Below are 24794 nucleotides of genomic sequence, written 5' to 3' on the forward strand. Positions count from 1 at the left end.
AAAGACAGGAAATAAGACTATGGTCAGGAAGACACCCCTTGCCTTTGCCCTTTGCTCATTATTGGTCGCCGCCCCGCAGGTATTCGCCTCTTTCGATATGGAAGACTGCAAATGGAGCGACGACAGCTGCCTGCTGAAAGGCACGCCCACCTTCAATCCGGAAAACGACAGCCGTGATAACCTGCTGCGGCTGCTGAGCCAGGAGAAATCATTTGCTCTGCCGGTGCAGTCGATGCCGGCGGACATCACCCGCTCCCGCGATTTCTATTTTGCGTATCATCCGCAGTGGGATGACATTGCCCCGCCGCCAGCCGCAGCGCAGGTATCTGCTGAAGACAGCCCCCTGTCCCGACAGATAGCCGAACTGAACATTAGCGCAGACGAAATAAACGTCAACGACGCTGAGCTTGAGAACCGTCATGTTTCGAACAATACCGCGAGCGTCAGCGCGTTTTTTGCCGCACTGCTGGCCGACTCAACGTTAACGGCAAATCAGCGTCAGGCCCTGGCCCAGGCGCGTACAGGACTGTTATCCGGGGCAACCCGCGAGCAGATTGAGTCATCGCTTGCCACTCTCCCGGCAGATTCTCCAGCTCAGTCCTACAAAAGCTATCTGGCAGCGGCCGCCAGTTTTTATGCCGGTGATTATGCCAGCGCCGAACAGGATTTCGCTCAGCTAGCCAAAAGCGATCGTCCGTGGCTGGCTGAGACGGCGCAATACATGCTGATACGTGCGGCGTTGAACAAAAGCAGCCAGAACAGCGTGGGCGAGTACGGCGATTTTGATATCACAAAAATTAACCGCGAGGACGCTTCTCAGGCTCAGACGCTGGCGCAAGCCTATCTGCAACACTACCCGCAAGGCCTGTACGCCGCTTCCTCGCACGGTATGCTGCGTCGTATCAACTGGTATTTACAGGCGTGGCCGCAATTGGCGGGGCTGTATGAGCAGACGCTCCAGCAGTCGGCTGACGCACAGCAACTGCGTGAGATCGTCATCGAATACGATAATATCTACGGCATGACGTTCTACGAACAGTCCGTGGTGGAGGCTTTCCCCGATGCGCCGCTTGTCAGCTATATCGAACTGCTGCGCGCGTTGCGCCTGAATAACAACAACAAACCAACGCTGACGCAGGCCCAGCTTGACGCCAGCAAACCGGTGTTTGAGCAGAACCAAAAACTGCCGCTATGGCGCGATCTGCAGCTGAATCTGTGGCTGGCAACGGGCAACTACGCGGCGATTAGTTCGGCAGTTACTCCGGCGCAGAAACTTCCGGCCCACGATACGCTGGCCTTCAGCGAACAGGTGCTGTACGGCGAAGCGCTGATGGGCCAGCAGAAATGGACCACGGCACGTGATTTCTGGCAGACATTGCTGAAGCTCAGCCAGGACAACGAACAGCAGCAGTATGTGCAGGCTAAGCTAGCCGCGACGCTGGTTTATAGCGGCGACGTGGCGGCAATTTTCGCCCCAGAAAGCGCAGTAACCAACCTGCGCTTTCGCTCGCAGGTGCTGAAAACCCAGGCCACGCCTGAACTACTGCGCCAGCAAGCCGTCCACGGTCCTAATAACGAAGAGCGTACCATCGCCCTGCATACGCTGCTGGTGCGGGATCTCACTGAGCATCGCTTTGACGACTGGCTGAATGACAGAAAACTGGCCAGCGCCATTACGCCGCCGGTCATTGGCGAAGCGTTTGATGACGTTAATCTGAGTATTTTCGACTGGAACGGAGACTCTGCCGAGAGCGGTTATACCTGTCGCAGCCTCAATGAAACGGTAACAGTTCTGAGCAAACAAGCGCATGATGCCCACGCCCTGAACTGCTTAGGCGAATTTTTCCGCACTACGCAAACCCACGTTGATTTATGGAAAAACAGTTCCGGCAACGATGTGCTTGAATCAGCAATCTCGCGCAAGAAACCGTTCGGCCAGTTCGACAGGCAAAGCTACTACCAGCAGGTGATCACATCGCCAAAAGCAGAGGTTGAAGATAAGAGCTTTGCGCTGTATCGCGCCATCATGTGCTATGCGCCGTCAGGCTCTAACGAGTGCGGCGGTGAGGAAGTAGATAAACTACAGCGTAAAGGCTGGTTCACCCAACTGAAAACGCAGTATCCGGGAAGTCCGTGGGCGCAAAAACTCAAATACTACTGGTAACTGCGCTGCTACTCGGCCAGGCGCAGGCGGCGGAGATCGTCGCCGCCCGTGAACATCCGGCCTTCTGGCTATGGTCCGGAGTGAAGGCCAGTGACGAGCTGAAAAACGCACAAACAGTCTATCTGCATCAGGGCGAAGTCCTGGTTCGTTCAGGTAACGTGGTGTTCCAGCGTCTCGGACTGCCGGTTAATCGCCTGACTTTCCCCTCTATCTGGTTGACCGTGCGCTTTACCACACTCGACGTACCGGAGGAGATCCCGGCGCGCATCATACGCTTGATGCAACGCTGGCAGGCGGCCGGGAATCACGTCATCGGCCTGCAGGTTGATTTTGACGCGGCGACCCATCAGCTTGCCGATTACGCCTACTTTCTGCAGCAGTTACGCCAACGGCTACCGACCGAGTTTGCACTTGGCGTAACCGGACTACTGGATTGGGCAAAAACGGGCGACGTCGCCACGCTGAACGCGCTGGCGGTCGATGAACTGGTGGTCCAGAGTTATCAGGGACGTCACACGGTACCGAATTATCAGGCGTATCTGCCCGCCCTCAGTCGTCTGCGCATTCCATTTAAGCTGGGGCTGGTACAAAACGGTAGCCGGGACCCGCAGGCTGAAGCGCAACTTGAGAAATCACCGTGGTACCGCGGCACGGTGGTGTTTATGCTTAATCCGCCACTTCGTTAAGCCTTCGCTTTATGGTGGCAGCAGCCGGAGAGATTATCAATAATCGGGCATTCGGCGCTGTCATCGCCAGGGCAACTCTCCGCCAGCGCCAACAAATGCAAGCGCATAGCCTGCAGCTCGCTGATATGGCGCTCAATGTCCGCCACCTTTTCTAACGTACGCTTTTTCACATCTGCGCTGTGACGCGCCGGATCGTTAAACAGGTTCACCAACTCGCCGCACTCTTCCAGGTTAAAACCAACCTGTCGTGCCTGTCGTAACAGCGTAAGCTCATTCAGATGCTGTTGGTTGTATGTGCGATAGCCATTTTCGCTACGCAGCGGCGGCGTCACTAACCCCTTTTCTTCGTAAAAGCGTATCGCTTTGCTGGTTAAACCGGTTTTTTTCGCAACATCGCTAATATTCACATTTCCCCCGCTGATCTTGTTGGTACTGAGCCACATTATAGCCCACATTGCCGTAATCCTTTACCCAAGAACCCCGCGCATCTTCCACCATCACAGCGATGCACAAATCCTTTTAATTCACATTGTTATATCCGATTCAGATCACATTTCAGCATTTATTGACCACGCAAAATTGACTCAAATCAAAAGATGCATTGGTTCTGCACCTTTCATCTTGAACAAAGGGAAACAATTTTATATACAAACGCGAATGATAATGATGATCATTTACATTCAATAAAGGTTCTCTTATGTTGCCACGGATTAACCAAAGGCCATTTATTCTTTCAGCCCTGACATTATGCATGTCCGGCGCTACTTTTGCAGCGACCTCTCCAACACACGGTTCAACGTCCGACGAAGATACGGTGATCGTTACGGCTAACCGCACAGAAAGTAGTCTCTGGGATAGCCCGGCAACCATTCAGGTTATCGATCGCCAGACGCTACAAAATTCCACCAGCGTTTCTCTTGCTGATGATTTACAAGATATCCCCGGCGTCGAAGTTACCGATAACGCTCTCGCAGGTCGGAAACAAATTCGTATCCGTGGCGAAGCTTCTTCGCGGGTGCTGATTTTGATAGACGGCCAGGTCGTCAGCTACCAACGTGCCGGACAAAACTACGGAGCTGGTTTACTGATTGACGAATCCGCGCTGGAACGCATTGAAGTGGTCAAAGGCCCTTATTCTGTCCTCTATGGTTCGCAGGCAATTGGCGGCGTCGTGAACTTTATAACCAAAAAAGGCGGCGATAAGCCTCTGGGTGGTAGCGTTAAGGCTGTTTATAACTCCGCAACGGCAGGATGGGAAGAGTCAGCGGCAGCCTGGGGAAGCATCGGTAACTTTGACTATCGCATCAATGGCAGCTATTCCGACCAGGGGGATCGCGATACACCTGACGGAAGATTGCCCGACACCAACTTTCGTAATAACGGTCAGGGAGTGTGGCTTGGTTACAACCTCGATCGCCACAAAATTGGGCTCTCACTCGACCGTTATAAGCTATCCACTCAAACCTGGTTTGACGATCCCGAAGGTCAGTTCGACGACTTTAGTGTCAAAATTCCTAAGCTGGAACGCGAGAAAATCGGTCTTTTCTACGACTACGCGGCCGACGGGGATTACCTGAAGAACATCCATTTTGACGCATACACCCAGACAATAGAGCGCAAATTTGAAAACCGGGTCAAAACGACCCAGATTATCCCCAGCCCGATGATTAAAGCGCTGACGGTAAGCAATCAAACCAATACCAACGACAAACAATATACCCAGGGTGTAACGCTGCAGGGCAATATCTCCCTTCCGGCTAACAACACGCTGGTGATTGGCACTCAGTATCAGCATGACAAAATAAAACAGGACACGGACGGCAGTACGCGCCAGACCGCGGCTACCGGCTTCTTCGATACGCAAACCCGTACCCTGTCATATAACGAAGCGGAACAAAGCAACACCTCACTGTTCGCGCAAAACGACTGGCGCTTTGCTGATGACTGGACGTGGACCGTGGGCGCACGCCAGTACTGGCTGTCTTCGAAACTCAATCGCAACGATACGCAAACCATCCAAAGCAGCGGCACCACTTGGCAATCCACCGGGGGAAATTCCGTTCACGATGATGAACTGGTGACCTCGACCAGCCTGCGCTATTCCGGCTTTGAAGATCTTGAACTCCGGGCTGCATACGCCCAGGGCTATGTCTTCCCCACGCTTACTCAGTTGTTCATGCAGACATCCGCCGGCGGCAGCGTTACCTACGGCAACCCAAACCTGAAGGCTGAACACTCGAATAACTATGAGTTGGGCGCGCGGTATAAAGGGAATATGTGGCTGATTGACGGCGCCATTTATTACTCTGAAGCCAAAGACTATATCGCCAGTCTGGCCTGTTCAGGCCAACCCGTTTGCAACGGCAACACCACCTCTTCCCGCGGCGGCTATTACTACTACGACAACATCGATCGTGCCAAAACCTGGGGCATGGAATTAACCGCAGAATACAACGGCTGGGCGGTTTCCCCCTACCTGAGCGGTAATCTCATTCGCCGTCAATACGAAGGCAACGCCATAAAAACCTGGGATACCGGCGAACCCACGCTGACCGGGCGCGTTGGCCTGAAACATACCTGGTTGATGAATGTCGCTAACGTGACGTCCGATGTCTTTATTCGCGCGGCGTCCCGCGCCAAAGATAATACCGGCACCACGGAAATAAACTACCCAGGCTGGGCCACGCTTAACCTCGCATTCAACACCGAGTTTGGTCCGCAGGACCAGTATCAGGTCAACCTCGCGCTCAACAACCTGACCGACAAGCGTTACAGAACCGCGCATGAATCTATCCCAGACGCTGGTTTCAATGCCGCTGTTGGCTTTGCGTGGAATTTCTGACGATGAAAAAACTCATGATTGGCTTACTGAGCCTCGCCTGTGTTTTCAGCGCCCAGTCCGCTGACCGCCTGGTGGTGGCGGGCGGTTCGCTTAGCGAACTGATTTACGCCATGGGCGTCGGCAACCGGGTGGTTGGCGTCGATGAAACCACCTCATACCCACCTGAAACTGCCGCACTCCCGCATATCGGCTACTGGAAGCAGTTAAGCAGCGAGGGCATTTTATCGCTGCACCCGGACAGCTTTATCACCTGGCAGGATGCAGGCCCTCAAATCGTTTTGGATCAGCTCCGGGCGCAGAAAGTTAACGTCGTTACATTGCCGCGCGTACCGGCCACCGTCGAGCAGATGTACGCCAACATTCGGGAGCTGGCTCAAACGCTGCGCATTCCTGAACAAGGTGAAGCGCTGGTCAATCGCCTGCATCAACGTCTGGATCGTGTTCAGCACAGCGTGGCGGCGAAGAATGCGCCGGTCAAAGCCATGTTCATTCTCTCCGCTGGCGGCAGCGCGCCGCAGGTCGCCGGCAAGGGCAGCGTTGCAGATGCCATTATGACCCTTGCGGGCGCACAAAATGTCGCCACCCACGCGCAGTATAAAAGTTACAGCGCGGAGTCGCTGATCGCCGCCAACCCGGAGGTGATCGTGGTGACGTCGCAAATGGTGGATGGCGATCTGGCTCGTCTGAGCGCGATTGCCGGAATTACCCACACTGCGGCCTGGAAAAATCAGCGCATTGTGGCGGTAGACCAGGCGCTGATTCTGGGAATGGGGCCTCGCGTCGCCGATGCGGTTGAAGCCCTGCACCAGCAATTCTGGCCTCACTAACTGGATTTATAAAAAAGAATGAAAACTGAACACTCGCTGGATCTCACCGCGCATTTTGCGCTTGAGGGAAGTCAGCCCTTTAAGGATCGCCGCGCCACAATGCCATGGCGCGGGGCGATCCCGATTGCCAAAGAGCTATTGTCACAAACCTGGCAGGATGTTATCAGCCAGCCCACCCCGCCGCGTAAACGGCTGGTGTACTTGCATATCCCTTTTTGTGCAACGCATTGTACTTTCTGCGGTTTTTATCAAAACCGGTTCGAAGAAGATCACTGCGCCCGCTACACCAACGCGCTGTTGCGCGAAATCGAGATGGAAGCCGATAGCGCGTTACATCAGTCAGCCCCAATTCACGCCGTCTATTTTGGCGGCGGTACGCCTTCAGCGCTGTCAGCACGGGATCTGGGCAGAATCATCACCGCGCTGCGTGAAAAGTTACCGCTGGCGCCGGACTGCGAAATTACCATTGAGGGACGAGTGCTCAATTTTGACGATGCGCGAATTGATGCCTGCCTTGACGCTGGCGCCAATCGGTTTTCGATCGGTATTCAATCTTTTAACAGCCGGATCCGCAAGAAAATGGCGCGCACCTCGGACGGCCCGACCGCAATTGCCTTTATGCAGGGGCTGGTAAAACGGGATCGTGCCGCCGTGGTATGCGATCTATTGTTTGGTCTGCCAGGACAAGATGCAAAACTGTGGGGCGACGATCTGGCGATTGCCCGTGACATCGGCCTCGACGGCGTAGATCTTTATGCGCTTAACCTGATCCCCAATACACCGCTTGGCAAAGCAGTTGAAACCGGGCGCACAACCGTTCCCTCTCCCGCCGAACGTCGCGATCTCTATCTTCAGGGTTGCGATTTCATGGACAGCGCGGGCTGGCGCTGCATCAGCAACAGCCACTGGGCGCGTACCACGCGTGAACGCAATCTGTACAACCTGCTGATTAAACAGGGAGCGGACTGTCTGGCATTCGGCTCAGGCGCCGGGGGATCAGTCAATGGCTATTCCTGGATGGTCGAGCGCAATCTGACGACATGGCATGAATCTGTCGCCGCCGGGAAAAAACCGCTAATGATGATGATGCGTACCGCCGAGCGTGGTTTCCAGTGGCGACACACTCTCCAGGCGGGCATTGAAACGGCCCGCGTTCCGCTGGATGAACTGACTCCTCATGCACAAAAACTGACCCCGCTACTGACCCAATGGCATCACGCAGGACTGACGCGAGATGCCAGCACCTGTGTGCGCCTGACCAATGAAGGGCGTTTTTGGGCGAGCAATATTTTGCAGTCTCTTGATGAACTTATTCAGGCACTTAACGCGCCGCGCATTGCGGTAGAACAACCATACCAGGAGTGAATTATGAGCCATGTCTCTTTACAGGATTTTTTGAAAACTGAACCGGACGGTACGCTGGAAGCTATCGCTGCCCAGTACAACACCACGCTGCTGGAGGTGGTGAAAAACCTCCCCTCCCCGACGCTGGTTTCCGGCGATCAATTTGATACCGTCTGGGAAACCGTCAGCGAATGGGGCAAAGTCACCACCCTGGTCCATACTGCTGATGTCATTCTGGAATTCACCGGTGAATTACCTTCCGGATTCCACCGTCATGGCTACTTCAACCTGCGCGGTAAAAAAGGCATGACCGGTCATATCAAGGCAGAAAACTGTACGCATATTGCCCTGATTGAACGCAAATTTATGGGAATGGACACCGCGTCCATTCTCTTCTTTAACCAAGCAGGTAGCGCGATGTTCAAAATTTTCCTCGGTCGGGATGAGCATCGACAGTTACTGGCCGAACAGGTCAGCGCCTTTCACGCGTTGTCTTCATCTTTAAAGGAACATGCCTGATGGCTCCATGGCTCATTTTTGGTGCGGGTGGTAGCGGCGTCGGTGCGAAAACGCTTGAACTCGCACTGGCGGAACAACGTCCGGTGATTGCCGTCGTTCGCAACGCACAGGTCGCTGCTGGGTTGCAGGAAAAAGGTGTGCAGGTCTTCATCGGCGACGCCTGCGATAGTCAGGTCACCGCCTGTGCCTGTCGCGCAGCGGGTCAACATGCCACGGTGATCTCCTCCATGGGCGGCGCCCAGGATTATCTGGCGCACAGAACCGTCATTGATGAAGCAGAAAAAGCGGAGATCAAGCGCATGATTCTGGTGACCTCACTCGGCTGCGGTGACAGTTGGCCTTTTCTTTCTTCACGCGCAAAGGCCGCATTTGGTCAGGCTGTACGGGAAAAATCGTTGGCTGAAAGCTGGCTACAAACCAGTCGACTGGACTACGCCATTCTCCGCCCCGGCGGTTTGCTGAACGGTGCAGCCACCGGCCAGGCACAACGAATACAGGCTCAGGAGTGTCACGGCTTTGTAATGCGTGCAGATGTTGCGAAGCATATTCACGAACTGGCCACTGCGCCAGCACTTAATAACCAGATTTACAGTTTGGTTGAGCCGGGACTGAAACCCGCGTAAACCCCTCACGGCGCGGGAACTCCGCGCCGCAAAGACGTTATGGAGCGTTACGTGCTTAAGGACTCGCTTTCTTCCGTCAGCATCCTGACGGGTCTTTCTCTTTTGCTGGTTGCTCTGATGCTCTTCGGTGCCAGCCAGGGGGCGCTGAACATTAGCTTCAGCGCTCTGTTCAACGACGAATACCGTGATATCTGGTTAAACATCCGCCTGCCTCGCGTGCTGCTGGCCGTTTTGGTCGGTGCTGCGCTGGCGACGGCAGGGGTCATCATGCAGGGACTTTTTCGCAATCCGATGGCCGATCCTGGCCTGCTTGGCGTCAGCAGCGGCTCCGCGCTGATGGTCGGCATCGCGATAGTTATCCCATTTTCGTTCCCCGTAGTGCTGGTGCTGTATGAGCAGATGATTTTTGCCGTCGCAGGCAGCATGGTGGTCTGCACGATTATTTTCCTGATAAGCCAGCGTCATAACCACGGTGGAATGATGCAACTGCTGTTAGCCGGTATCGCTATCAATGCCCTGTGCGGTTCGGCTATTGGCGTACTGAGCTATGTGGGCGACGAGCAGCAGCTACGTCAACTTACATTGTGGATGATGGGAAATCTCGGCCAGGCCCAGTGGCCAACGCTGTTGGTTGCCAGCACGTTTGTTCTTCCAGCCATTGTTGTAACCGTCTGCATGGCGGGAACGCTTAATTTACTGCAGTTGGGTGATGAAGAGGCGCATTACCTCGGCGTAAACGTCAAACGTAAGCGTCAGCAGTTACTGTTGCTCAGTTCGCTCCTGGTTGGCGCTGCGGTTTCCGTCAGCGGCGTAATTGGTTTTATTGGCCTGGTGATCCCACATCTGATCAGAATGACGACCGGTGCCGATCATCGCTGGTTGATTCCCTGCTCTACGCTGGCCGGTGCCTGTTTACTCCTGATTGCCGACACGTTGGCCCGCACACTTGTTCAGCCAGCCGAAATGCCCGTTGGCCTGTTAACCAGCCTGATCGGTGGACCGTATTTCCTGTGGTTAATACTGCGTAGCCGGAGGGTGTCATGATCGTCGCTGAAAATCTGGTCTACCACATTCAGGGAAGACGACTGACCGACGAAGTTTCCCTGACGCTACCTGATGGAGAGATCATCGCGATTCTTGGCCCGAACGGAGCCGGGAAATCGACGCTGCTACGCCAGCTTACGGGATATCTGCAGCCCCACAGTGGGCGTTGTAGCATGTTTGGCAAGCCGCTGGACAAGTGGTCAATCACCGAACTGGCAAAAACCCGTGCCGTGATGCGCCAGAATAGTCATATGGCCTTCCCGTTTAGCGTTCAGGAGGTCATTCGCATGGGCAGACATCCGTATCGTACGCGCAACACGGGCGATGAAACGGAGTACATCATGGCATTGTGTGATTGCCAGACGCTGGCCGCACGCGATTACCGGCATCTGTCGGGAGGAGAACAACAGCGGGTACAACTGGCGCGCCTGCTGGTTCAGCTTTGGGAGCCCGAGCCTGGGCCGAAATGGTTGTTTCTTGATGAACCCACCTCCGCGCTGGATATTCACCACCAGCAGCACCTTTTTCGTCTGCTACGTCGTCTGGTGCGTGAACGACAGTTTAACGTCTGCTGCGTCCTGCACGATCTCAACCTCGCGGCGCGCTATGCCGACCGTGTGGTATTGATGGAACGCGGCAGGATAGTTGATAACGGATATCCGCAGGATGTTCTGAAGCAACGGTCGCTGAACGCGCTGTACGGTGCCGATCTCACGGTCATAAATGAACCGGAGCATCGAACGCCGATTATCGTCCTCAATCAATAACAGACCGGGAACCCCTGACATGGCGTTCCCGTTTTTCTCCCTTTACACCCTTTTTTCACCTTTTCTAAAAACGCCCTTGACCTTCCCCTTGCTGGAAGGTTTAACCTTTATCACAGTCAGTTAATCCTGCAAAAAAGGAGTTGGTTATGTCTCAAACAATCGATCTAACCCTGGACGGCCTGTCCTGTGGTCACTGCGTAAAACGCGTTAAAGAAAGTCTGGAACAACGTCCGGACGTTGAGCAAGCGGATGTCACCGTGACAGAAGCGCATGTTACCGGGAGCGCCAGCGCAGAAGCGCTGATTGAAACCATTAAACAAGCCGGTTACGGCGCGGAGTTAAGCCACCCAAAGGCTAAACCGCTGACGGAGTCATCAATCCCGTCGGAAGCACTGGCAGCGGTCCCTTCCGAGCTTCCGGCAGCTACGGCTGATGATGACAGCCAACAGTTGCTGTTAAACGGCATGAGCTGCGCCAGTTGTGTGACCCGCGTACAAAATGCATTGCAAAGTGTACCGGGCGTCACGCAGGCACGGGTAAACCTGGCGGAACGCACTGCGCTGGTAATGGGCAGTGCCTCCGCCGCAGATTTAGTACAGGCGGTTGAAAAAGCGGGCTACGGCGCAGAAGCGATTGAAGATGATGCTAAGCGTCGCGAGCGTCAGCAAGAAACTGCCGTGGCAACCATGAAACGTTTTCGCTGGCAGGCAGCCGTCGCGCTGCTCCTGGGTATCCCGGTCATGGTATGGGGCATGATTGGCGACAACATGATGGTGAGCGACGACAACCGCAGCCTGTGGCTGATGATTGGTCTGGCAACGCTTGCCGTGATGGTTTTCGCGGGCGGTCACTTTTACCGCAATGCGTGGAAAAGCCTGATGAACGGCACCGCGACCATGGATACGTTGGTGGCGCTGGGTACGGGGGTGGCATGGCTCTATTCCATGAGCGTCAACCTCTGGCCGCAATGGTTCCCGATGGAGGCACGACACCTCTATTATGAAGCCAGTGCCATGATTATCGGTCTGATTAACCTCGGACACATGCTGGAAGCGCGGGCTCGCCAACGCTCGTCTAAAGCACTGGAAAAACTGCTCGATCTGACACCGCCGACCGCACGCGTCGTCACTGACGAAGGTGAAAAGAACGTGCCGCTGGCAGAGGTGCAGGCTGGAATGTTGCTGCGCCTGACCACCGGTGACCGCGTTCCGGTTGATGGCGAAATCACTCAGGGTGAAGCCTGGCTGGATGAGGCCATGCTGACCGGGGAGCCGATTCCACAGCAAAAAGGCGCAGGCGATAGCGTCCACGCCGGTACGGTCGTACAGGACGGTAGCGTGCTGTTCCGCGCCAACGCTGTTGGCAGTCACACCACGCTGTCGCGCATTATTCGTATGGTGCGCCAGGCGCAAAGCAGCAAACCGGAAATTGGCAAACTGGCCGACCGCATCTCCTCGGTGTTCGTTCCGGTCGTGGTCGCCATTGCGCTGGTCAGTGCGGCTATCTGGTATTTCTTTGGACCGGCGCCGCAGATTGTCTATACGCTGGTAATCGCCACCACCGTCCTGATTATTGCCTGCCCTTGTGCGCTGGGTCTGGCAACGCCGATGTCGATTATTTCCGGCGTTGGGCGTGCCGCTGAATTTGGGGTGCTGGTACGTGATGCCGATGCGCTGCAGCGCGCCAGCACGCTCGATACCATCGTGTTTGATAAAACCGGGACGCTAACTGAAGGCAAACCACAGGTTGTCGCCATCAAAACGTTTGGCAATACCGACGAAGCGCTGGCAATTCGTCTGGCAGCGGCCCTTGAACAGGGTTCCAGCCACCCGTTAGCCAGGGCGATTCTGGACAAAGCAGGTGATGTCACGCTGCCGCAGGTCAACGGTTTCCGTACGCTGCGCGGTTTAGGCGTCAGTGGCGAAACGGAAGGTCATTCGCTGCTGCTGGGAAACCAGGCGCTGCTCAATGAACAGCAGGTAGATACCACTGAAATGGAGGCTGAAATCACCGCTCAGGCTTCCCAAGGCTCAACCCCAGTACTGTTAGCGATTGACGGTAAAGCGGCAGCGCTGTTAGCGGTACGTGATCCTCTGCGTAGCGACAGCGTGGCAGCACTCCAGCGTCTGCACCGCGCCGGGTATCGTCTGGTGATGCTCACCGGCGACAACCCAACGACCGCCAACGCCATTGCCAAAGAGGCGGGTATTGATGAGGTGATTGCTGGCGTTCTGCCGGACGGTAAAGCCGAGGCGATTAAACGTCTGCAGAGCCAGGGGCGTCAGGTTGCCATGGTCGGTGACGGTATCAACGATGCGCCTGCGCTGGCTCAGGCTGACGTAGGGATTGCCATGGGTGGCGGCAGCGATGTGGCGATTGAAACCGCCGCGATTACGCTGATGCGCCATAGCCTGATGGGCGTTGCCGATGCGCTGTCTATCTCCCGGGCAACGCTGCGCAATATGAAGCAGAACCTGCTCGGCGCGTTTATCTATAACAGCATCGGTATCCCCGTTGCCGCCGGGATTTTGTGGCCGTTCACCGGAACGCTGCTCAACCCGGTCGTTGCCGGGGCGGCGATGGCGCTCTCCTCCATTACCGTGGTGAGCAACGCTAACCGACTGCTGCGCTTCAAACCTAAAGAGTAAGCCTTTACCGGATGGCGCTCTGAACGGAGCCCCAAATCATTCGCGTTGCATTAAGGCGGCAAGTATAAAAACCCCAGGAGCATGGCCAACTATGTGACTGGGGTTTTTGCACGCTGCCAACAAAGAGGCTGAGGGAATGATGAAGTGTATTTGCACCTTCCAGGACCACGCGCTAGCATGGAAGTCTACTTAGGGAGGCCGTATGGATCTGTTGTACCGGGTAAAATCATTTTTCACCGCGCTACGCGGCAACCACTATACCTGGCCTGCCATCGACATCTCCTTGCCCGGAAACCGCCATTTTCATCTGATTGGCAGTATTCACATGGGCAGCCGCGATATGGCGCCTCTGCCTGCCAAATTACTCAAAAAGCTCCAGCGTGCCGATGCGCTCATTGTCGAAGCCGATGTTTCCGGCGACGACGCGCCGTTTGCCAACCTTCCGACCTTTGCCGCACTGGAAGAGCGCATCAGCCCAGAGCTGCTAGATAATCTGCACAAAGTCACCGACGAGCTGGGTATTTCCTCTTCCCTGCTGTCTACCCAGCCGCTGTGGCAAATCGCCATGGTCTTGCAGGCAACGCAGGCGCAGCAGTTGGGGTTACGGGCGGAATACGGCATTGATTACCAACTACTGAATGCGGCAAAACAGGTGCATAAACCCATAATCGAGCTGGAAGGCGCATCCAGCCAAATCGAGCTGTTATGTCAGTTACCCGATAACGGACTGGCTCTGCTGGACGATACCCTGACGCACTGGCATACCAATGCCAGACTGCTACAACAGATGATGGGCTGGTGGCTTAAAACGCCGCCACGCAATAGCGAACTCACTCTACCCAATACTTTTAGCCAGTCGCTGTATGACGTTTTGATGCATCAGCGTAATGCGGCCTGGCGCGATCGACTCAGGGCGATGCCCGCCGGTCACTATGTTGTAGCCGTTGGCGCGCTGCATTTGTATGGAGAAGGAAATTTGCCGGAGATGTTACGGTAAAAAAATGGCCAATATTGCTATTGGCCCGTCAAAGAGGAATTTCATCATTATTATGATCCCGACGCTTAAAGCATCGGTGTAGTTCGATTGTCGCTCAAAGTCATCATCCTGCCAACACTATTGCGCAAGATGGTACTATTTTTTAGACAGACATCAGGCGTATGCTTGTGTCGTATTTTGTCTGGGCCAGGAAAATTGCTATGACACCCGCCGTTAAATTACTCGAAAAAAACAAAATTTCTTTCCAGATCCACACCTACGATCACGATCCGTCCGAGACGAACTTTGGTGACGAAGTGGTACGCAAGTTAGGTCTGAATGCGGACCAGGTCTACAAAACGCTACTGGTTGCCGTGAATGGCGATATGAAGCACCTGGCGGTTGCCGTTACGCCGGTAGCCGGTCAACTGGATCTCAAAAAAGTCGCCAGGGCGTTGGGAGCCAAAAAGGTCGATATGGCCGATCCGATGATCGCGCAGCGAACCACCGGGTATCTGGTAGGCGGCATCAGCCCGCTGGGGCAGAAAAAAAGATTGCCAACGCTCATCGACGCTCCCGCCCAGACGTTTGACACCATTTATGTGTCCGGCGGTAAACGCGGGCTGGATATTGAACTGGCAGCGGGCGATCTGGCGAAAATTCTGGATGCGAAATTCGCCGATATCGCACGCCGTGATTAATTGTCTTTTGCCCGGTGATACGGCGATTGCGCCTACTATAACGTAGGGTCTTTCTACGACTCTCACCTTACGCTGAAAGATATGTTTCATACCGTGCACAGTAACGCCAAAAGTTCCCGGAGTCTCCGGCTCAGCCTCATGCGCTTGTTTGATTTAAATATTTTGAAAAGCTGTTTGACGACTGACACTCATCACCAGTCGGCTATGTTCAATCCCGAGAAATTGAGGGAGGCGCAACAATAACCTGAACCATATACCCTATCTTCTGAAATTCATTAAAGTGTACGCAGAACGGCGGCGATATCATCAACCGTCATAAGACCTTGTGCGGCTAATACGGTAGGCTCCGACAGACGCATAAAGTCCGGCGTATCAATCCCGTTATCCGCCAGGAAAAATAGCGCGGCAGCGGCGGCAGTGCGCTTATTGGCGTCATTGAAGACGTGACCGCGGGCAATGGCTACCAGATACATCGCCGCCAGGGTGTAAACGTCGTCAATGCCTTCATAGTGCGCCAGATTGAGGACGCGGGAACATACCGCCTCCACCAGTTCCGGCTCTTTCACGCCTGGTAGCCCTTTAGTGATCGCAAGGATGGAGTCATGCAACTGGATCACCAGCTCCGGTGCGAGAAAGTTGTAATTCATTTATCAGCCAGCTCCACCATTAACGGATGAATGCGGCCCAGCAAGGTATCAATCTTCCGCTGGTTACGCTCTTTGCGCAGCTCCGTCAGTTCCCGCGCGGTAACGAGTGCCAGATCCTCACCGCCCCGACGCTGGAGAATAACGGTTTCACCCCGCGCCACCTCATCCCCCAGCGCGAACAGGTTTTTACGGGCTTCGGTCATTGCCAGTGTTTTCATATGGTACACCTTATAAGTACGTTAAACATGTACATATAGCATAGGGCATAACAGGCATCGTATCCACTGATTACACAACTCTCGTTAGGATTGACTAAAAATGAGTAACATAGGCGCAACTCAATATCGAGATTGCGCCCAACCGTCCGATACAGGGTGTGATGGGTGAAGACAGTTTGGACTCGGCCAGCGCGCAGGAACCGGAGCATAGAGGTAATAAGTAGGATTATTGGGCCGCCATGAAGGGCGGCCCGGAGGAGCGGATAAAATGATGCCCCAAATTGCCCTGTTACTGCCAGCTTACCTCACCCTTCGGCTCATACGCACCGGCATCGAGCGGTGAGTTCTTCTGTACGTACTCTTTCAGCACTTCCGCATCAATAAACCCGGTATTCACATAGCCAGGCTTGTTATCAATTCGCGGATAGCCATCGCCGCCGGTGGCATTGAAGCTCAGCGTTGCCATGCGATAGGTTTTGGCTGGATCAACGGGTTCGCCTTTAATTTTCAAATCGTTAAGCTTGCCGTCTTTCGCCGCGAAGCTGACGTTGGCAAACTGCGGATAGGCCCCGGAATCCGGCTTCATTTGTGCCACGGCGGTCAGATAGTCAATCACCTCTTTCCCGCTCATGTCGGCGTACACCACGATATTACCGAACGGCTGCACCTTCAGCACGCTCTTATAGGTGATATCACCGCCTTCGATGGAGTCACGGATACCGCCGCCGCTCATCACGCCAAAATCAGCGCTGGTTCGCGCCATTTGCGCAGCCAGCAGTAAATGCCCCATGTTGGTCTGTACGAAACGGACTTTGCTACGGTCGCCTTCGAGGCGCGCATTGACGCTACCAATTTTCACGTCGAGCTGCGCTTTACCTTTATTCTGGAACGGCGTCAGCAGTGAAAGCATTTGCTGATTTTCTGCAATTTCCGGGGTGTAGAGTACGCGCTCACTTTTACCGTTGTCCCAGGTCACTTTTTTCTTCAGGTTGACGGGGATGAGCTGGTAGTTAACCATTTTCATTTCGCCATTGCGGAACTCAAAGTCCGCCCGCCCCACATATTTCCCCCACTCATGCGCCTGCACAATCCAGATCCCGTTTTGCTTGTCTGGCGCACACGGCGTACCCGGTACGTAATCAACCTGCTTCTTGTTTTCCGCGGCCATACATACCGGATCCTGCGAGTGACCACCCACAATCATTGCCAGCGATCCCGCCGGCAGGCTGCGCGCCATTTCTACGTCGCCAGGCGCGTTCGAGCCGTGATTGCCATTGTCATAATGTCCCATATGGGTGGTCGCAATAATGATGTCCGGCTTTTCCCCCATATTCAGTTCCTGGATAACCAGTTTGGCTTCATCAGCAGGTTTACGGAACTCAATATCGGTAAAGAACTCTGGGTTGCCAATTTTCGCCGTATCGTCAGTGGTTAAACCGAGTACGGCAATTTTTAAATCCTGACGCTTAAAGATGGCCCACGGCTTAAACAAACGCTCGCCGGTGCTTTTCTGATAGATATTGGCCGAGAGAAATGGGAATTTGGACCATTTTTCCTGCTGGCGCAATACGCTAAGCGGATTATCAAACTCGTGGTTTCCGACCGCCATAGCATCATAGCCAATCAGGTTCATTCCGCGAAAATCAGGTTCCGCATCCTGCAGATCGGACTCCGGTACGCCGGTATTAATGTCGCCACCGGAAAGCAGCAGTACACTGCCCCCTTCCTCAGCCACCTCTTTACGAATACCGTCCACCAGCGTTTTTTGTGCCGCCAGCCCGTATTCACCATATTCGCTGCGCCAGAAGTGACCGTGATGATCGTTGGTATGCAGAATGGTAATTTTGTAGGTTTTATCTTTTTCGTACGCCTGTGCAGGTTGACCTGCCAGCGCAAATGCGGCTAATAACGCCAGCGCCACGCCCCGTTTTAAAAACTTCATATTTCACTCCCTGACTCAATATCAACCGCCATACCCGTTATCCTTCAAATTACATGTGCGTTGGCTGCGCTCACTTCCCCCTGTCGCTTATGCAGTAAGCTCCCGGGACTCTCGCGTTTGCCGCCTACCTGTAAGTCGAATTAGTTCGGGCATAAAATTACAGCTACTGAAAATAATAGCCGAAAATGTTTTCAGAAATGAGACTTCCTTCAAACACCTTCCGCAGGTATGTTAGTCAGGTAATAATAACAAATTAGATTACCCTCATAATCGCAACCCAAACAGAAGTGACTTTCTATGGCAATAAGTGAACCAACCCAGCCAGTGGCTGGCGCGTCAGCGTCGGTTGCTAAAGCACGCACCTCATTTGGCATTTTAGGGGCAATCAGCCTCTCCCATCTGCTAAACGATATGATCCAGTCGCTGATCCTGGCGATTTATCCGCTATTGCAGTCAGAGTTCTCGCTGACGTTTATGCAGATAGGGATGATTACCCTGACCTTCCAGCTTGCTTCCTCACTGCTGCAACCGGTTGTGGGTTACTGGACGGATAAATACCCAATGCCGTGGTCGCTGCCCATTGGGATGTGTTTCACGCTGAGTGGGCTTGTTTTGCTGGCCATGGCCGGCAGTTTCCATATGGTCCTGCTCGCCGCAGCGCTGGTTGGTACCGGCTCTTCGGTATTTCACCCGGAATCATCCCGCGTGGCGCGAATGGCCTCCGGCGGTCGTCACGGTCTTGCCCAATCAATTTTCCAGGTTGGTGGCAACTTTGGTAGCTCTCTGGGACCGTTACTGGCGGCTGTCATCATCGCGCCATATGGTAAGGGTAATGTGGCCTGGTTTGTGCTGGCTGCGTTATTAGCGATTATCGTCCTGGCGCAAATCAGCCGTTGGTATGCCGCGCAGCACCGGATGAGTAAAGGAAAACCGAAAGTCGCCATCGTGAATCCGTTACCACGGAATAAAGTGGTACTGGCGGTAAGCATCCTGCTGGTGCTGATTTTCTCCAAATACTTCTATATGGCGAGCATCAGCAGCTATTACACCTTTTATCTGATGCAAAAATTCGGATTATCGGTACAAAATGCCCAGTTTCACCTGTTTGCCTTCCTGTTTGCCGTCGCAGCCGGGACGGTGATTGGTGGACCATTGGGCGATAAAATTGGCAGAAAATATGTTATTTGGGGCTCTATCCTCGGCGTAGCACCCTTTACCCTCTTTTTACCCTACGCAACGCTGGAATGGACCGGGATTTTAACCGTGATCATTGGTTTTATCCTCGCATCGGCGTTTTCTGCCATTCTGGTCTACGCGCAGGAGCTGCTTCCTGGCCGTATCGGCATGGTTTCTGGGCTATTTTTCGGTTTTGCTTTCGGCATGGGCGGCTTGGGAGCCGCGGTGTTAGGGCTGATTGCCGACCATACCAGCATCGATTTGGTCTACAAAATATGTGCTTTCCTGCCACTACTGGGGATACTGACCATATTCTTACCTGATAACCGACATAAAGCCTGATTTTCTGACGGCCAAAAGTAAATTTTGGCCGTCAGACTTACAGTAGCCATCAGCCTTTGCCTCTCACATACCGCTGTACTTTTCCGATCCGTGCTTTTTTACGTCTAAAATCCTATTTTCATCAAAATTCAATAATTATTCACAAACAAAAACATCAAAATTGTCATAAACTATTACTCGTCGTTTGAGTTTTCAGGATTATCACAGCAACCAAAGGAGACGGAATGCATCACGCCACCCCGCTTATCACCACCATTGTCGGCGGCCTTGTGCTCGCTTTTATATTAGGCATGATTGCCAATAAACTACGTATTTCTCCTCTGGTGGGATATCTGTTAGCGGGCGTTCTGGCCGGTCCATTTACACCTGGTTTTGTTGCTGATACCAAGCTAGCGCCTGAACTGGCCGAGCTTGGCGTAATCCTGCTGATGTTCGGCGTGGGGCTGCACTTTTCGCTGAAGGATTTGATGGCGGTAAAGTCTATCGCCATTCCCGGCGCGATTGCCCAGATAGCGGTGGCAACGCTGCTGGGCATGGCGCTTTCAGCGGTGATGGGCTGGTCGCTGATGGTTGGGATCGTGTTTGGTCTGTGTCTTTCAACCGCCAGTACCGTGGTGCTATTGCGTGCGCTTGAAGAAAGGCAGCTCATTGACAGTCAGCGCGGGCAAATCGCCATTGGCTGGCTGATTGTCGAAGACCTGATGATGGTACTGACGCTGGTTCTCCTGCCAGCCGTCGCTGGAATGCTGGAAAAAGAAGATGTCGGCTTTGCCTCGCTGGCCGTAGATATGGGCATTACCATCGGTAAGGTGGTGGCGTTTATCGCAATTATGATGCTGGTTGGTCGTCGCCTGGTGCCGTGGATTATGGCCCGTAGCGCCGCAACCGGCTCACGCGAACTGTTTACCCTGTCAGTCCTCGCCCTCGCATTAGGTATCGCATTTGGCGCAGTGGAGCTGTTCGATGTCTCCTTTGCACTGGGGGCATTCTTCGCCGGCATGGTGCTGAACGAATCTGAACTGAGTCACCGTGCGGCGCATGACACCCTGCCGCTGCGCGATGCGTTCGCCGTACTGTTCTTCGTTTCCGTCGGGATGCTCTTTGATCCCATGATTCTGATTCAGCAGCCGCTGGCGGTGCTGGGCACGCTGGCGATTATCATCTTTGGTAAATCCCTTGCCGCCTATTTCCTGGTGCGCCTGTTTGGTCACTCCCAACGCACAGCGCTCACCATTGCCACCAGCCTGGCGCAGATTGGTGAATTTGCCTTTATCCTGGCGGGTCTGGGCATGGCGTTAAACCTGCTGCCGCAGGCCGGACAGAATCTGGTGCTGGCGGGGGCGATCCTGTCCATCATGCTTAACCCAGTGCTGTTCGCGGTGTTAGAAAAATATCTCGCCAAAACAGAAACGCTGGAAGAACAGACGCTGGAAGAGGCTATTGAAGAAGAGAAGCAAATTCCGGTGGATATCTGCAATCACGCCCTGCTGGTTGGCTTTGGGCGCGTCGGTAGCCTGCTGGGCGAGAAATTGATGGCTGCGGGGATCCCGCTGGTAGTTATCGAAACCTCACGCACCCGAGTGGATGAACTGCGCGAGCGCGGGATCCGCGCGGTGCTGGGAAATGCCGCCAACGAAGAAATTATGAATCTGGCGCATCTGGATTGCGCACGCTGGCTGCTGCTGACTATTCCCAATGGCTATGAAGCGGGTGAAATTGTCGCTTCAGCACGCGAGAAGTGCCCGTCGATTGAAATTATCGCCCGCGCGCATTATGACGACGAGGTGGAATACATTACCGAACGCGGCGCCAATCAGGTCGTCATGGGTGAGCGTGAAATCGCCCGTACCATGCTGGAGCTGATTGAAACGCCGCCTGCAGGTGAGGTGGTCGTTACAGGCTGATGTCGTTGCCGGATGACGCTATCGCTTATCCGGCATGTGCGTGATTTAACGATCCCAGTACGACTCTTCGAGGCTATCTTCGCGTTCCGGCAAACCGCGCGTCAGGCGCGGGGAATGCTGGTTCAGTACCTGATAACTCACGCGATTCGCATATTTACACACCTGGGCTAACGACGAATAGGTCAGCCAGGTGAACTTGTGCTTGCTGGAGTTAGGCACGTTGCTGCGGTGATAGCTGTTAGCGGTAATATCATGCAGCAATGCCGCCAGCGCGCCGTCGCCAGCGCCGTTGGTATTCATGATCTTCTCTGGCCCGCCCATATACGGTGCGATGTGAGAATACACACGCAGCGGATTGGTACAATCTTTATGGCGCATAGCGCGGCTAAACTCGTACTGGTTGAATTCGGCAATGGCCCCAGGCAGCAGCGGATGCTGGGTTTTACGTTTGACTTCTTCTTCCGTAAAGCCCGCCATATAAAGACCCGCCGGACCCGCTGTGCACAGCACCAGATCCACCCAATCCAGCGCCTTGTCGGACGCCAGCAGCGGATCGTTTTCGCCGGTCAGCGCTTCGGCCTCTTCTTCATTCATCGCCAGAATTGAAACATGCTCTTTCAGGAATGCCTGCCACCACTGCGGATTATCGGCAATGACAAATTTGGTGCCCAGCGTCAGTACCACCGGTACATTGTGTTTTTTAGCAAATTCGATCGCCTTCATGGTCGCTTCCGGCATTGGCTCGCCCGGCTCGCAGCGCACCAGATAAGACGTCAGCACCAGCGCGGACGCTCCGGCAATCACCGATTCAGGGATGCTATCCGCCCGCAGCTTGTTCATATGCCCTGGGCTGATTGCAAAGGTACGCTCACCGGACTCGCCAATCAGCGTAAAGCAGCGACCAATCGGTCCATCTACGCCCTGCAGGTAGTTCAGATCGGTACGACTGGAGGTATTGCATAAATAGCGGTACGCATAGCTGCCAATCTCGATATTGCTGCACATCACACCCAGCAGCACCGAGCGGTCATCCGCCAGCACGGAGTAGTTGTGCATCGTATTACCGATAGTACCGCCCGCAAACTGATGGGTAATCAAATTTTCACGCACCAGTTCCTGGTAGAGCGCTTCAGCGACATCATCTGCAATCACCAGAGAGTGCCCGGCGCTTAATCCATAACGTTCTACAAAGTTATCATCAACTTTGGCTTCAATATCCACCAGCGTCTGGTCAATACCCACCACCCAGGCTGCGCTGGTTTCATTTTCTGGCTGAATTTGTTGCAGCAACGGATCGCGCGCGCTGACGGGGAAATAGTGTTTGGATTTACGTTTACCGGGAAATTTCATGGTCGATTTTACGGGTGGTTAGCTGAGCGATGCATGGTAGCACATTCCCCGCTGCGCATGCGATGCGGCGCTGAGTTTCAATATCGGACGGTGAGATCGCAGTTTATCCGGGATGAATTTCTACAATAACTCACCTTCACAAGGAGCGCTTTATGAAGCCGGAAAACAAGATCCCCGTACTCGACAACATTTCGGATGAAATGAAAAGTGTGGTGAATTTTCATCGCGAAGATTTGCCGCCGTGGCCCGCTGCCGATGACTTTGTGGCCCAGCGTAAACACTACATTCATGAACGGCAGTTGTGGAATGCCGATGCCCCACAGATGAATACCCGAGAATGCGTTATTTCCACCGCATGCGGCCCCGTTGCCACACGAATTTACGCTCCGCTGCCCCATAGCCAGGCGACGCTATATTACCTGCACGGCGGCGGTTTTATTCTCGGTAATCTGGATACCCACGATCGCATTATGCGTTTACTGGCGCGCTATACGCAGTGCACGATCATTGGCATCGACTATTCGCTTGCGCCAGAGGCCCGCTACCCGCAAGCCATCGAAGAGATTGTCGCCGTGTGTCAGTACTTTTATCAGCACGCTGGCGATTATTCCCTTAATGTGAATCATATTGGTTTTGCGGGCGATTCCGCCGGGGCCATGCTGGCGCTTGCCAGCGCGTTGTGGTTGCGGGATAAACAAATTGCCTGCGGCAAGGTGGCTGGCGTGCTGTTGTGGTATGGGCTTTACGGCCTGCAGGATTCACTGAGCCGACGGCTAATGGGCGGCGCCTGGGATGGTTTAACTCGCGAGGATCTGCTGATGTACGAAAACGCGTACCTGCGTAGCGCCGACGATCGCGAATCACCATACTATTGCCTGTTTAATAACGACCTGACGCGCGACGTGCCGCCGTGTTTTATCGCCGGTGCGGAGTTTGATCCGCTGATTGACGATAGCCGCTTATTATTCCAGACGCTACAGGCGCATCAGCAGCCCTGCCAGTACAAAATGTACCCCGGCACGTTGCACGCCTTCCTGCACTATTCGCGGATGATGAAAACCGCCGACGATGCGTTACGGGAGGGCGCGCGTTACTTCAGAGCGCAGCTTTAACGGTAGGCTGCGGTCAGTTTAACCATCATTTCGATATGTTCCGGTGTGGCATTCAGCGCCGGAATATACTCATATTGCTTACCGCCTGCCTCAAGGAAAATCTCCCGGTTTTGCACCGCTATCTCTTCCAGCGTTTCGAGACAATCAGCCGCGAAGCCCGGACACATGACCTGGATATGTCGGGTCCCTTTCTCCGCCAGCATTTTTAACGTTTCATCGGTATATGGCGTTAACCACGGTTCACGGCCAAAGCGAGACTGGAAGGTCATCATCACTTTTTCCGGCGGCAAGCCAAGCGCTGAAACCAGCTCACGAGTGGTATCGCGGCAGCGCTGCGGGTAGTCATCGCCTTCATCGGCGTAGCGCTGCGGAATGCCGTGGTAGGAAAGCAGCAGCAAATCGGGTTCACCATGTTGAGCAAATGAATCACGGGCGCTCTTGGCCAGCGCATCAATGTAGCTGCTGTCATCGGCGTAATCACGAATAAATGAGATGCCAGGAATACTGCGTTTACGCGCTAAGATTCGCGCCAGTTCGTCCCAGACCGCCGCCACGGTAGAACAGGAATATTGCGGGTACAGCGGTAACACCACCATGTGTTCAACTCCGCTTGCCAGCAGTTCATCGACCGCGCTTTCAAGCGACGGTGAACCGTAGCTCATCCCCAGCGCGACAGGCGTATTTGGCAGACGTTGTGCCAGCGCCTGCTGTTGCGCCTTGCTGTAGACCATCAGCGGGGAACCGTCTTCCATCCAGATTGACTGGTACAGCTTTGCCACGCGTGGTGCACGCAGCGGCAAAATCACACCACGCAGCAGCGGCCACCACAGCGCAGGTGACGTATCGACTACGCGTTGATCGCTTAAAAACTGGCGCAGGTAGCGCTTAACGGCTTCGGGGGTTGGGGCATCGGGAGTGCCGAGGTTTGCCAGCAGGATACCGGTTTTCGTCTGACGCATTAC

Annotated in this window: 21 protein-coding genes; 15 read left to right on the forward strand and 6 right to left on the reverse strand. The window is 54.3% G+C overall.

Annotated features, from left to right (window positions below; genetic code table 11):
* Positions 1-19 precede the first annotated feature (19 nt).
* Together HVZ39_RS18630 and HVZ39_RS18635 are read left to right on the forward strand one after the other, a co-directional pair.
* On the forward strand, positions 20-2164 hold the full coding sequence (locus HVZ39_RS18630) for a hypothetical protein (protein WP_181632823.1): 2145 nt from the start codon (positions 20-22) through the stop codon (positions 2162-2164).
* Entirely contained in the window at positions 2134-2850 is a 717-nt protein-coding gene (locus tag HVZ39_RS18635) for a DUF3142 domain-containing protein (protein ID WP_047358025.1), read from the forward strand. The genes HVZ39_RS18630 and HVZ39_RS18635 overlap by 31 nt, the downstream gene beginning before the upstream one ends.
* On the opposite strand, the gene cueR is transcribed toward HVZ39_RS18635, so the two are convergent.
* Positions 2847-3257 (reverse strand): Cu(I)-responsive transcriptional regulator, encoded by a 411-nt coding sequence (gene cueR / locus HVZ39_RS18640; RefSeq protein WP_029139441.1) that lies wholly within the window; start codon positions 3255-3257, stop codon positions 2847-2849. The genes HVZ39_RS18635 and cueR overlap by 4 nt on opposite strands.
* A gap of 290 nt (positions 3258-3547) precedes the next feature.
* Between cueR and HVZ39_RS18645 the strand changes: the two genes are divergently transcribed.
* The 10 genes from HVZ39_RS18645 to ybaK all read left to right on the forward strand — a co-directional run bounded on the left by HVZ39_RS18645 (position 3548) and on the right by ybaK (position 15141).
* Positions 3548-5692, forward strand: coding sequence for a TonB-dependent receptor (locus HVZ39_RS18645; protein ID WP_181632824.1), 2145 nt, complete (start codon positions 3548-3550; stop codon positions 5690-5692).
* A 2-nt stretch (positions 5693-5694) separates the two neighbouring features.
* A complete protein-coding gene (locus HVZ39_RS18650) occupies positions 5695-6519 on the forward strand; it encodes an ABC transporter substrate-binding protein (RefSeq protein WP_016152100.1) in 825 nt (274 codons plus the stop codon).
* A gap of 18 nt (positions 6520-6537) precedes the next feature.
* Positions 6538-7884: a heme anaerobic degradation radical SAM methyltransferase ChuW/HutW gene (hutW, locus tag HVZ39_RS18655; RefSeq protein WP_181632825.1), complete on the forward strand. Its 1347-nt coding sequence runs from the start codon at positions 6538-6540 to the stop codon at positions 7882-7884.
* A 3-nt stretch (positions 7885-7887) separates the two neighbouring features.
* Positions 7888-8382 (forward strand): heme utilization cystosolic carrier protein HutX, encoded by a 495-nt coding sequence (gene hutX / locus HVZ39_RS18660; protein WP_016155886.1) that lies wholly within the window; start codon positions 7888-7890, stop codon positions 8380-8382.
* Entirely contained in the window at positions 8382-9005 is a 624-nt protein-coding gene (chuY, locus tag HVZ39_RS18665) for an anaerobilin reductase (RefSeq protein WP_016152097.1), read from the forward strand. The genes hutX and chuY overlap by 1 nt, the downstream gene beginning before the upstream one ends.
* A 51-nt stretch (positions 9006-9056) precedes the next feature.
* Positions 9057-10049, forward strand: coding sequence for an iron ABC transporter permease (locus tag HVZ39_RS18670; protein WP_207388536.1), 993 nt, complete (start codon positions 9057-9059; stop codon positions 10047-10049).
* Positions 10046-10816, forward strand: coding sequence for a heme ABC transporter ATP-binding protein (locus tag HVZ39_RS18675; RefSeq protein WP_181632826.1), 771 nt, complete (start codon positions 10046-10048; stop codon positions 10814-10816). Before HVZ39_RS18670 ends, HVZ39_RS18675 begins: the two co-directional genes overlap by 4 nt.
* Positions 10817-10962: 146 nt before the next feature.
* Complete coding sequence (gene copA, locus HVZ39_RS18680; protein ID WP_049042603.1) at positions 10963-13464, forward strand: copper-exporting P-type ATPase CopA; 2502 nt, start codon at positions 10963-10965, stop codon at positions 13462-13464.
* 202 nt (positions 13465-13666) lie between these two features.
* Positions 13667-14461, forward strand: a complete 795-nt coding sequence (locus HVZ39_RS18685; RefSeq protein ID WP_046276076.1) for a TraB/GumN family protein — start codon at positions 13667-13669, stop codon at positions 14459-14461.
* Between the two features lie 200 nt (positions 14462-14661).
* Positions 14662-15141 (forward strand): Cys-tRNA(Pro)/Cys-tRNA(Cys) deacylase YbaK, encoded by a 480-nt coding sequence (gene ybaK / locus HVZ39_RS18690; RefSeq protein WP_016152092.1) that lies wholly within the window; start codon positions 14662-14664, stop codon positions 15139-15141.
* A gap of 275 nt (positions 15142-15416) precedes the next feature.
* Here ybaK and HVZ39_RS18695 read toward each other — a convergent pair whose 3' ends face one another.
* The 3 genes from HVZ39_RS18695 to ushA form a co-directional block, all read right to left on the reverse strand.
* The gene (locus HVZ39_RS18695; protein ID WP_016152091.1) at positions 15417-15788 is read right to left on the reverse strand and encodes a type II toxin-antitoxin system death-on-curing family toxin; all 372 of its coding nucleotides are present in this window, start codon (positions 15786-15788) and stop codon (positions 15417-15419) included.
* Entirely contained in the window at positions 15785-16006 is a 222-nt protein-coding gene (locus tag HVZ39_RS18700; protein ID WP_016152090.1) for a type II toxin-antitoxin system prevent-host-death family antitoxin, read from the reverse strand. The genes HVZ39_RS18695 and HVZ39_RS18700 overlap by 4 nt, the downstream gene beginning before the upstream one ends.
* A gap of 289 nt (positions 16007-16295) precedes the next feature.
* On the reverse strand, positions 16296-17948 hold the full coding sequence (gene ushA, locus HVZ39_RS18705) for a bifunctional UDP-sugar hydrolase/5'-nucleotidase UshA (protein ID WP_181632827.1): 1653 nt from the start codon (positions 17946-17948) through the stop codon (positions 16296-16298).
* A 297-nt stretch (positions 17949-18245) separates the two neighbouring features.
* On the opposite strand from ushA, the gene HVZ39_RS18710 reads away from it, so the two are divergent.
* A complete protein-coding gene (locus HVZ39_RS18710; protein ID WP_181632828.1) occupies positions 18246-19466 on the forward strand; it encodes an MFS transporter in 1221 nt (406 codons plus the stop codon).
* Between the two features lie 224 nt (positions 19467-19690).
* Positions 19691-21370, forward strand: coding sequence for a YbaL family putative K(+) efflux transporter (gene ybaL, locus HVZ39_RS18715; RefSeq protein ID WP_016152087.1), 1680 nt, complete (start codon positions 19691-19693; stop codon positions 21368-21370).
* A 45-nt stretch (positions 21371-21415) separates the two neighbouring features.
* Here ybaL and gsk read toward each other — a convergent pair whose 3' ends face one another.
* A complete protein-coding gene (gene gsk / locus HVZ39_RS18720; protein ID WP_181632829.1) occupies positions 21416-22720 on the reverse strand; it encodes an inosine/guanosine kinase in 1305 nt (434 codons plus the stop codon).
* 152 nt (positions 22721-22872) lie between these two features.
* Here gsk and aes point away from each other — a divergent pair, with 152 nt between their 5' ends.
* Positions 22873-23832 carry an acetyl esterase gene (aes, locus tag HVZ39_RS18725; protein WP_181632830.1) on the forward strand — a complete coding sequence of 320 codons (960 nt, stop codon included), beginning with the start codon at positions 22873-22875 and terminating at the stop codon, positions 23830-23832.
* On the opposite strand, the gene hemH is transcribed toward aes, so the two are convergent.
* The gene (gene hemH, locus HVZ39_RS18730; RefSeq protein ID WP_016152084.1) at positions 23829-24791 is read right to left on the reverse strand and encodes a ferrochelatase; all 963 of its coding nucleotides are present in this window, start codon (positions 24789-24791) and stop codon (positions 23829-23831) included. The genes aes and hemH overlap by 4 nt on opposite strands.
* Between the last annotated feature and the right edge of the window lie 3 nt (positions 24792-24794).

It is taken from the genome of Citrobacter sp. RHB35-C21, from assembly GCF_013816515.1.
GTDB classification, from domain to species: Bacteria; Pseudomonadota; Gammaproteobacteria; order Enterobacterales; family Enterobacteriaceae; genus Citrobacter; species Citrobacter braakii.